The sequence below is a fragment of the Paraburkholderia sp. genome, assembly GCF_035656215.1.
In the GTDB taxonomy this organism is placed as follows: Bacteria; Pseudomonadota; Gammaproteobacteria; order Burkholderiales; family Burkholderiaceae; genus Paraburkholderia.
Genome location: NZ_DASRSY010000136.1, coordinates 1 through 10263 on the forward strand (window position 1 = coordinate 1; position 10263 = coordinate 10263).

Below are 10263 nucleotides of genomic sequence, written 5' to 3' on the forward strand. Positions count from 1 at the left end.
CTCACGCCCCGATACGAGCGGATAGAAAATGCGGTCACGGATTTCCTCGGGAATGCCAGGTCCGTTGTCAATGATATGCAAGTCCAGTGCCAGCTTACATAAACGTTTCGACACGGTAATCTTGCGCGCAATGCGAGTGCGCAATTCGATGCGCGCGTCGCCTTGCGAGATGCGTTCACGCAGCGCTTCGGCTGCATTGCGCACGATGTTCAGAAGCGCCTGAATCAGTTGCTCCTTGTCGCCGCGCAGGTCGGGCACACTCACGTCGTAATCGCGCTCGATCGTGAGACCGCGCGGAAACTCCGCGAGAATCACCTGACGCACGCGCTCACACACTTCGTGAATATTCACGTCGCCGACGATATGCGGATGACGGTGCGGCTCCAGCAAACGATCGACCAGCGTTTGCAGCCGGTCCGATTCCTTGATGATGACTTGCGTGTACTCGCGCAACTCGTCCCGTTCGCGCTCGCCGAGTTCGAACTCAAGCAGTTGCGCCGCGCCGCGAATCCCGCCAAGCGGATTCTTGATCTCGTGCGCGAGATTGCGGATTAGTTGTTTGTTGACGGCCGTGAGGTCATTAATGCGCTCCTCGCGGTCGGAGCGTAAATGCCGCTCGTTCTCGAACAGTTCGAGCAACACATAGTCTTGCGCGCTCTCCAGAAAGCCGACGATCGCGTGCACATGCAGCGGCTCGTGGCCCGGACGCTCGAGTACGGCGTCCAGATGCGTCGCGTGAAAACGGTGGGCGGCGATCGCGGAAATCGTGGCGACCAGTTCGTCGGCATTCGAGAAGATGTCCTGCCACGCCATCTGCGTCAGTTGCTTTCGCGAAAGCTCCAGCATCGATTCCGCCGACGGATTCGCAAACACGACGCGCAGCGTGCGCTTTTCGAGCACCAGCACGACCGTCGGTAGTCCCTCGAAGCCCGGCAGCAAACCGGAACTCACCAGCTGAGCGTCGTCCGACAGCGTCTGCTCGTGCCCTTTTCTTGCCTTCATCAGATTCTTCAGAACCATCTTGCAGTCTGGCCGATAGGAGATGGTGATAAATCAGGTGTACCGCTTATTGCTCTGCCTCGTGTCCTGCCTGGTGTCCTGCTTCATTGCCCCTACGCTTCGAACGAATTCAGGTCTAACAAAAAAGGGACGGCGCCGCCGTCCCTTTGTGACCGATCGCGAGCGTCGGGCAAAGCGCTTCGCCGTTTGAAGGGCGAAGCGCCATTGCCGCTTACAGCGAGTAGTACATTTCGAATTCGATCGGGTGCACCGACTGACGATAGCGTTGCAGCTCGCCGGTCTTCAGTTCGATGTACGCGTCGAGCATCGAGTCCGTGAACACGCCACCGCGCGTCAGGAATTCGCGGTCCGCGTCGAGTGCGTCCAGCGCCTGGTCGAGGCCGGCACACACGGTCGGGATCTTTGCATCCTCTTCCGGCGGCAGGTCGTACAGGTTCTTGTCGGCAGCTTCGCCCGGGTGAATCTTGTTCTGCACGCCGTCCAGACCCGCCATCATCAGCGCGGAGAAGCACAGGTACGGATTCGCCATCGGATCCGGGAAACGCGTTTCGATACGGCGGCCCTTCGGGTTCGACACGTGCGGAATGCGGATCGATGCCGAGCGGTTCTTCGCCGAGTAAGCGAGCTTCACCGGTGCTTCGAAGTGCGGCACGAGACGCTTGTACGAGTTCGTCGACGGGTTCGTGATCGCGTTCAGCGCGCGAGCATGCTTGATGATGCCGCCGATGTAGAACAGCGCGAATTCCGACAGACCTGCGTAACCGTTGCCTGCGAACAGGTTCTGGCCGTCTTTCCAGATCGACTGGTGAACGTGCATGCCCGAACCGTTATCGCCGACCACCGGCTTCGGCATGAACGTAGCCGTCTTGCCGTACGTGTGCGCGACGTTGTGGATGATGTACTTCATTTGCTGCAGCCAGTCGGCGCGTTGCACCAGCGTCGAGAACTTCGTGCCGATTTCGTTCTGGCCCTGGCCCGCGACTTCATGGTGATGCACTTCGACCGGGATGCCGATCTGTTCGAGCAGGAGACACATTTCCGAACGGATGTCCTGGAATGTGTCGACCGGAGCGACCGGGAAATAGCCGCCCTTGGTGCCCGGACGGTGGCCGGTGTTGCCGCCTTCGAAGTCCATCGACGACGACCACGGTGCTTCTTCCGAGCCGATCTTGACGAACGTGCCCGACTGATCCGTGCCCCACTTGATCGAGTCGAAAATGAAGAATTCCGGTTCCGGACCGAAGAAGGCCGTGTCGCCGAGGCCCGTGCTCTTCAGGTACGCTTCAGCGCGCTTTGCAAGCGAACGCGGGTCGCGTTCGTAGCCCTTGCCGTCAGCCGGTTCGACGACGTCGCAGGTCAGCACGAGGGTCGACTCTTCATAGAACGGGTCGATGAAGGCGGTGTTCGCGTCCGGGATCAGCAACATGTCCGATGCTTCGATGCCCTTCCAGCCGGCAATCGACGAACCGTCAAACGCATGGCCGCTTTCGAACTTGTCTTCATCGAATGCCGACACCGGCACCGAAACGTGTTGCTCTTTGCCGCGCGTGTCGGTGAAACGAAAGTCGACAAACTTGACGTCTTCGTCTTTGACGAGTTGAACGACGTCGGCCACGGATTTACTCATAACCTATCTCCTGATTAACGAATTCGGCGGATTCAGCCGCCGCCCAATCTAGCTGACCCGCTCCGGCACGTCCACCCCTCTATCGTTGAGGACGAACATAAAAGTCTGCTGGAACAAATCGATCGACACCAATAAAGCAGCTTCTGTGCCATGCATGCGCCAATCCGACGCAAAACCGCACTGCGCGCGCATTTGCGGGGAATGCGCGCACCGAACAGCATGCAGCCCCGAAATCTGTACGTCGCGTGACGCACCGAGTTAGTGCATTCGTAAAACCAACAACTGCCGACGTCTCTATTTTGGTGCATTTGCGGAAAAACGCACCATTATTGGGCGGTCGTCTCCTTGCTTCGCGCTGACCAGACGCCTTATCTGAACGGCATGCGCCCTGGCCGCCGCGCGCTAGAATGGTCATTTGGTCCGAAGGAGATTTGCGCTCATGAGCACGCTCGAACAGTTGTACGCCCAGGCGGACAAGCGCCGCATCGAGAACCAGTTGCCCTATGCGGGCGCGATATTGCCCGCCGAAGCGTTCGAACTGCTGCAACTCGACCCGCGCACGCGTCTCGTCGACGTGCGCACTCGCGCCGAACTCGATTGGGTCGGCCGGCCGCTTATCGGCGACGGGCAATACGCGCATGTGGAGTGGACGCGTTATCCGGGCGCCGTGCCGAACCAGGAATTCCTTCAGCAACTCAGCCAGTTGGCCACGCCCGATACGCCGGTGCTGTTTTTGTGCCGCAGCGCCGCGCGTTCGAAGCTCGCCGCGATCGCCGCCGCCCAGGCCGGCTTTACCAAAGCGTATGACCTGCTGGAAGGCTTCGAGGGCGATAAGGACGGCCAGGGGCATCGGAAGACAGTGTCGGGCTGGTGCTTTCGCGGCTTGCCGTGGATTGGCGCCTGATTGATGGTCGGCGGTCCAGACGTTGCTGCCCGCTTCAGCGGCGCCTGCGTGCGCGTATCGCGACAGGAGGGATGCAACGGGTCGCTTTCGCCAGACGCGCATGCAAGCCGGTGCACGAGAACACTTGAAGGTGCCGCCAGACGATGGGCGGGACGATTAGCCGCATCGTCGGCGCTGCATGTGACAGGCCGATGATGCATCGAGTCTTAATAAGTTAGGCACGGGTGCGAGTGAGCCCGAACGAAGTCTGACGTGTTGGGCTGATCAACCGCGGCTCAACCGCGCGGTTTAGCCACAGCCGCCTCAAACTCGACGATATCGCCGCCCAGCAGGTGCACCCCTTCGCGCAGCTTCACGAAGGCCGCTGCCACCGCTTCCGGTTCGCCCTTCACACCGAGATCGATGTGATGCCGTGCATACACGCCGCCGCGCTCCGCATCGCCCACGCTCGGCAGGCTGAACACCCGCACGCCCGGAAAATCGTGTTCGATCTTTTCCATCAACGGCGTCAGGCGCGACTCGGGCAACTCGAAGACCAGCAATGACTTTTCCGCGTGCGGCATCGCGTGATGCAGATGCGCGTATTGCGTATCCAGCACCCACTCGATCATCGGCCACGCCATGACCGGGAAGCCCGGCACGAAGTAGTGCTGTTTGATCGAGAAGCCAGGGATCTTGTTGTAGCCGTTGGGAATGATCGATGCGCCCTGCGGATACGTACCCATATTCAGACGGTGCCGGTTCTCCGGCGACGCCAGATCAAGCGGCGTTGCCGCGTTCGCCGGATACATATCGCGGATGCGCTCCTGAATCAGCTGCGCGGCCTCCGGATGCAGTTCGAGCGGCACGCCAAGCGCGGCTGCCGCGCACTGGCGAGTATGGTCGTCCGGCGTGGCGCCGATGCCGCCCGTGGAAAACACGATGTCGCCCGATGCGAACGTGCGCCGCAGCGTTGCCGTGATGCGGTCCGGCTCGTCGCCGATGTATTCCGCCCAGCCGAGCGACAGCCCGCGCGCACCCAGCAACTCGATGACCTTCGGCAGATGTTTGTCGATGCGTCTGCCCGACAGGATTTCGTCGCCGATGATGATGACGCCAAATGTCATTGCCGCCTCTTTCGCTTAATCAATATTCATCAGTAAGGAACCGGCGCCGCGTGCCGCGGACCGTGCTCTTCCGCGCGCATGCGTTGCAGCGCGCGCAAACAGTAGTAGCCGAACCACAGCGCCGAAAACACGAGGATGAACGCGTAAATCCAGATCGTCACCGCGGTGATCACCGGGAACAGCACGATCAGCCATACCGACGATGCCCACAATAGAGTAGGCAGGGACCCCAGCAATCCGCTCGCGATGCCGATCAATAGCAGCGGCAGCCGGAAGCGCCGTACCAGCGCGCGCCGCTCGTCACGCGTGGCATGCAGTGCGAGCGCGTCGTAACTCATTACGCGATACGTCAGCCAGCCCCACAGGAGCGGCGGAATCAGCGCGAAGAACGGCGGCACCAACCACAGCGGCAACGTGACGATCAGCAACACGAGACAGACCAGCGTCGTCCACAACGCCTGACCGAGGCTACCGTACCACGTTCCGCCGTGGCGCATTTCGAGTCCAGTAAATTGCCGCGCCGACAGAAAGCGGATCACGGCCGGCATCGACAGCGTGGCGATCAGCAGCAGCACCGTGACGACGATCAGCGGAATCGCCATCACAATCACGATAAACGGCGCGATCGCCGCGTGTAGCGCCGAAAAGCCGAGCCAGTCGAACAGACGATACAGCGTGACCGTAAACGACCAGCTTTCGAGCCACGTGCGGGTAGCACCGGTCAGCGTCTGCCAGGAAAACCACAGCGTCACGCCCCACCCAACCGTCGCCGCCAGAAACGGCAGAAAGGTGAGCCAGAGCATGCGCGGGTGGAGCGCGCTTGCAAGCGCACGTCCGAACGAGCGCAACAGATCATTCATGCGAGCCAGTGCCGGTGAACGAAACGATGGAATAAGGGAAGCGGCGCGACGAACCGGCAAAGAGTCCGGCAAACGGATCTGAACGCGGACCAGAAAACGAACCAGGAACGTGCGCGAAAACGTGGACAGGATAAACCACGTGACGCGCCGCCGGGAAAACCGGCGGCGTGAGAGGAAGAATGCTCAAACCGGGGTGGCGTCCCTACCCTCGGTGCGACGCTTCGGCGCAAGCCGCCCGGCGATGCGCACGAAGGCGAGCCAGTGCTGCGCCCAGAAACCGTCACCATAGCGGCGGCCTTCGAGCTGGTCACGGATGCCGGTCGGCTCCATCTCCCGGTTCCAGGAGACGCTGCCAAACAGCATGTCCCACCACGGGAACAGCACACCGAAATTGCAACCATAGTTCAGGCCTTCATGACCGTAGCCGATCGCGTGGTGACGGCGATGGAAAGTCGGACTGACCAGCAGGCGCTCACCGAGCCAGCCGAAGTACAGGCGAATGTTCGCGTGCTGCACGCTCTGCGCCAGGTTGGTGATGGCCACCAGCACGACGAATTGCGATGGCGGCACGCCGATCACCAGCGCGATCACCGCGAAGAATGACGCTTGCAACAGATCGTCGAGCAGATGGTTACGGTCGTCGGACCACAGCGACATCTGTTGCTGGCTGTGATGCACCGCGTGCAATTCCCACCACACGCCGATCCGATGTTCCCAACGGTGGTACCAGTAACCGGCGAAATCGAGCACGAGCAGATACATCACGAACGTGACGAGCGGCTGCGTAGTGACGCCTGGCCACAGATTGTCGAATTCGATATTCGCGATGTTGTGCAGACGCAGCCAGGCCTGAACGTTGTCGAAGAACGGCTGCAGCGCGAAAAAGAAAAACAGGTTGAGGATGCCGAGCTTGGCGATCCAGGTGTAGATCACGTCGACGCGCACTGCCTTGCGGTTTTCCCATTTCTCCACCGGGCGCAGCGCCTCGAGCGGGCGCAGGATCGCGTACATCGCCAGCACCTCGAAGACGCCGACGATCACCCAATACAGGCTGTCGTAAGTGTCTTCGTCGTAGTCCATCAGATCGAAGCGGAACAGCAACGGCTGCACCACGTCGACGTACAGCAGCGTCTGCACCGCCGAGACGAAGCTGTCGAGAGAAGAAAAAATCAGATGGAACATGGTGCCGGCCTGTTACTTCCTTATTACAGCATCAAGCGCCGTTCGGCGCCGTGACCGGCGCGCGATTGAAGAAATAGATACCGTGCGGCGAACGGCCGACGGCAATCGTCTGGATCAACTTACGCGTGTTCAGGTCGATGATGCCGACGTGCTTCGCGAAGCGGAAGGTAACCCACAGATAGCGTTTGTCGGCGGAAAGTTCCATATCGTCCGGTCCCGGCATCAGCCCGGTGATGTCGCCGACGTTGGTGAGCGTGTCTTCGTCGATGATGCTGATCGTGCTCGCGACACGGTTCGACACCGCCACATGCTTGCCGTCAGCCAGCGAGCGGAAGTTGTGCGCGCCCTTGCCTGTCTGGATCGTTTTGACGATTTTCTGGTTGCGCCAGTCGACAACGGCGACGTAATCCGACCCGGTCATGCCGATCAGAAGGTACTTCTCGCCCGGTGTCATCCACAGGCCGGCCGGCACCTTGCCGACCTTCATCTTCCACTTGACCGTTTGCGTGGCCAGATCGATTGCGGCCAACTCGCCCGAAACCTGCAGCGTGACGAAAACCGTCTTGCTGTCATTGGTGAACGCCATGTGGCTCGGCATCACCGCGAGCGGCAGACGCGAGGCCAGCATCATCTGGTTTTTCTGGCCGTCGTAATGATAGATGTCGAGACGGTCCAGGCGCAGCCCGGTGGTGACAAGCCACTTGCGGTCGGGCGAAAAGCCGATCTGGTACGGGTCCTCGATGTTCTCGACCCAACGCTGAACCTGGCCCGTCTTCGGATCGACGAACATCAGGTTGTTCGACACCGAGTTGGCGACGATCAGCGACGAATTGTCCGGCGTGGCCATCAGGTGGTGCGGTTCCTTGCCCGTCGGCACCGTGCCGACAACCTGGCGGGTGGTCTCATCGATCAGGCTCAGCGTGGCTTCGCCGGAATTGAGCACGATCACGTTGTTGGCGTGGGCCGCCGGAGAAAAAAAGCCTGCGGCGGCGACCAGTGCCGCGCCTGCGGCGAACGTGGCAGTCAAGCCGGGAAGAAAAAATTTACGCATGAAAACTCACTTCGGAGAACGACCGTCATTGTAGAACGTTTGCTATGACCAGCGGTTGACGCGGATGCGGGTGCGACAAAAGGAAACTGAAGAAGCGCGTTGGCCATTTGCGCGAATTCTGTCAGGAGGTTCTGGTTTACTAACGGCCCAATGCCGGTCTCACGTAGGAAAATTTGAATCAATTCATTATTTCCCACTACAGCACGATTTATTACATTCTTATATTGACATCCAAAACATAAGACAAACTCAGATCGCTCTTTATTTAAATACACTTAAAACATACTTACTAAAAATTAATTACATGAAATATTTATTTTCAACCAATTAAGAATTTTCTTATTCCACCCCTTCCCCGCCAGACCTGACAATCCCGCCGATCATCGCCCATGCACTTAATCCTGTGGACTTAAGCGCGTGACACCGGCGATTCGGACGCGCGAAAAATCAGCAGGACAGAAAACGGACCACACGGACAACCGCGGCCTATATGTCTTTATGTGCGCGACGCATTGGGGCGATGACGCCTTATCCGAATCACCGTGCTTTCATGCACTTGCCACGCATGTAATACCGCGGAGTTTCTGAAATAATGAACAAGATTTACAAATCGGTTTGGTGTGAGGCGACGGGAACGTGGGTCGCTACGTCGGAAACGGCTCGGGCGAAGACCAAGCGCGGCTCAGCGCGCAAGCTGGCGGTCGCGCAAGCGGTGTTGGCGGGGGCGGTGCTGATGGGTGGGTCATCGGTAGCATTTGCGGATGCAGATGCCGCCGCTAGTTACTTCGACGCCAGCGGAACGGGCACCGGAGATAACGTCGCTATGGCCTCGGCAAACAGTCAGGCCCTTGCAGCGGGCGTAAACGCTAAGGCTACGGCCAGTAACGCAACTGCTATCGGCTATGGCGCGTTCGCGTCCAGTGCGTCTGCCCTTGCAATTGGCAGTAGCGCGATGACCACGGGTATTGGCGCATTCGCAGGCGGCGCGTCGTCCTTTGTTGGCGGTAACTATTCGGTCGGGCTCGGCACCTCATCACTAGTCGGCGGCAATTATTCGGTCGCGCTGGGTGCGAACGCTCAGGCGTCGAAAGACAATAGCGTTGCGCTGGGCGCGAACTCGACTACAAAGGGCGATCTGAGCGCACTGGCCTATGTACCCACCGGCGCAGATGCCACAACAATCGCAGGCACCGCCGCGGCAGGTGAAGTATCGTTAGGCTCCGCCAGCAAAGAGCGGCGCGTGACAAACGTCGCCGCTGGCGCAGCGGACACCGACGCCGTCAACGTCAGCCAACTCAAGGCCGTCGACAGCCAGATCGCCGCGGCCACCGCCAATAGCGTCCAGTACGACGCAACGCCTACCGACAAGAGCAGCGTGACGCTCGCCGGCCCGGCATCGGCGGACGGCGGCGTAACCGGCGGCACGACGATAACGAACGTGCATCAAGGTGCGGTTTCCGCTACCAGCACCGACGCCGTCAACGGCGCGCAGCTCTACGCTATTGCCGGCGACACCAGCAGCAACTACATCCAGGAAAACGGTAGCGGCGTCAAATACGTCCGCACCAATGATACCGGCTTGGCGCCAGACGATGCCCATGCCGTAGGTCTCGCATCATCGGCAGTCGGTTACGACGCACAGGCCAACGGACTGCGTTCAGTTGCGGTCGGCGCCTGGACCAGTGCAAGCGACATGGCAGTCGCGGTCGGATCGAACGCTCAAGCCTCGGGCTTAGGATCTGCCGCCTTGGGAGCGTATTCAATGGCTAGCGAAGTGGGCACGACAGCCCTTGGTGCTGGTTCGTCGGCAACTGCTCAGTACTCCACTGCGCTAGGCAGCGACTCGCTTTCAACGGGCACGGGTGGCGTGGCAATCGGCAACAAAGCCGCGGCTCAAAATGACAACACCGTCGCACTCGGTAGCGGCGCCACGGCATCTGCGCCCAACAGCGTCGCACTCGGCGCAAATTCGACCACGACCGCTGATCTGACTGAAGCGGCAGTTGTACCGTACGGCCCGGGTGCTACAGCCGTCGCGGCCACTACCGCAAGCGGCGAAGTATCGGTCGGCTCCGCAGGCAACGAACGCCGCGTGACCAATATCGCGGCCGGCGCTGCCCCGACAGATGCTGTCAATGTCAGCCAACTCAGCGCAGTTGACGGCAAAGTCGACGCCATCGCTAAAACCGGCACGCTGCACTACTTCAAGGCCGATGGGGTCGGGACCGGCTCAGATGACGCCGTCGCGAGTGGTAACCAGGCGGTTGCTGCAGGCGCAAACGCCGTAGCTAGCGGCGACTATTCGTCGGCATTCGGCTACAAGGCTCAGGCTGAAGGCCTCAATGCAGTTGCAATCGGTAATATGGCAGACGCCGCAGGCATGACAGCGGTGGCGATTGGCAACGGATCGAATGCATCCGGCTTCGGTTCCGTGGCATTCGGCGCCTATTCCGCCGCGGGTATTTTGGGCACTGCTATCGGTGCGTATTCGACCGTGACTGGTGCCAACTCCG

Annotated in this window: 8 protein-coding genes; 2 read left to right on the plus strand and 6 right to left on the minus strand. The window is 60.1% G+C overall.

Going from position 1 to position 10263, the window contains the following annotated elements; all coding sequences use genetic code 11:
- The coding region (locus VFE81_RS07895) for a two-component system sensor histidine kinase NtrB (protein WP_325044064.1) at nt 1–1020 on the minus strand (1020 nt) is incomplete at its 3' end.
- A gap of 211 nt (nt 1021–1231) precedes the next feature.
- Nucleotides 1232–2647, minus strand: coding sequence for a type I glutamate--ammonia ligase (glnA, locus tag VFE81_RS07900; protein ID WP_325044065.1), 1416 nt, complete (start codon nt 2645–2647; stop codon nt 1232–1234).
- 439 nt (nt 2648–3086) lie between these two features.
- Between glnA and VFE81_RS07905 the strand changes: the two genes are divergently transcribed.
- Nucleotides 3087–3551 carry a rhodanese-like domain-containing protein gene (locus tag VFE81_RS07905; RefSeq protein ID WP_325044066.1) on the plus strand — a complete coding sequence of 155 codons (465 nt, stop codon included), beginning with the start codon at nt 3087–3089 and terminating at the stop codon, nt 3549–3551.
- A 275-nt stretch (nt 3552–3826) separates the two neighbouring features.
- Here VFE81_RS07905 and VFE81_RS07910 read toward each other — a convergent pair whose 3' ends face one another.
- From VFE81_RS07910 to VFE81_RS07925, 4 genes are all read right to left on the minus strand, one after another.
- Nucleotides 3827–4657, minus strand: a complete 831-nt coding sequence (locus VFE81_RS07910; protein ID WP_325044067.1) for a competence/damage-inducible protein A — start codon at nt 4655–4657, stop codon at nt 3827–3829.
- Nucleotides 4658–4686: 29 nt separating this feature from the next.
- Complete coding sequence (locus VFE81_RS07915; protein ID WP_325044068.1) at nt 4687–5517, minus strand: EI24 domain-containing protein; 831 nt, start codon at nt 5515–5517, stop codon at nt 4687–4689.
- A gap of 183 nt (nt 5518–5700) precedes the next feature.
- The gene (locus tag VFE81_RS07920; RefSeq protein ID WP_325044069.1) at nt 5701–6699 is read right to left on the minus strand and encodes a sterol desaturase family protein; all 999 of its coding nucleotides are present in this window, start codon (nt 6697–6699) and stop codon (nt 5701–5703) included.
- Nucleotides 6700–6730: 31 nt separating this feature from the next.
- Nucleotides 6731–7750 (minus strand): beta-propeller fold lactonase family protein, encoded by a 1020-nt coding sequence (locus VFE81_RS07925; RefSeq protein ID WP_325044070.1) that lies wholly within the window; start codon nt 7748–7750, stop codon nt 6731–6733.
- Between the two features lie 592 nt (nt 7751–8342).
- On the opposite strand from VFE81_RS07925, the gene VFE81_RS07930 reads away from it, so the two are divergent.
- Nucleotides 8343–10263: ESPR-type extended signal peptide-containing protein (locus tag VFE81_RS07930; protein WP_325044071.1), on the plus strand; the 1921-nt coding region annotated here is incomplete at its 3' end.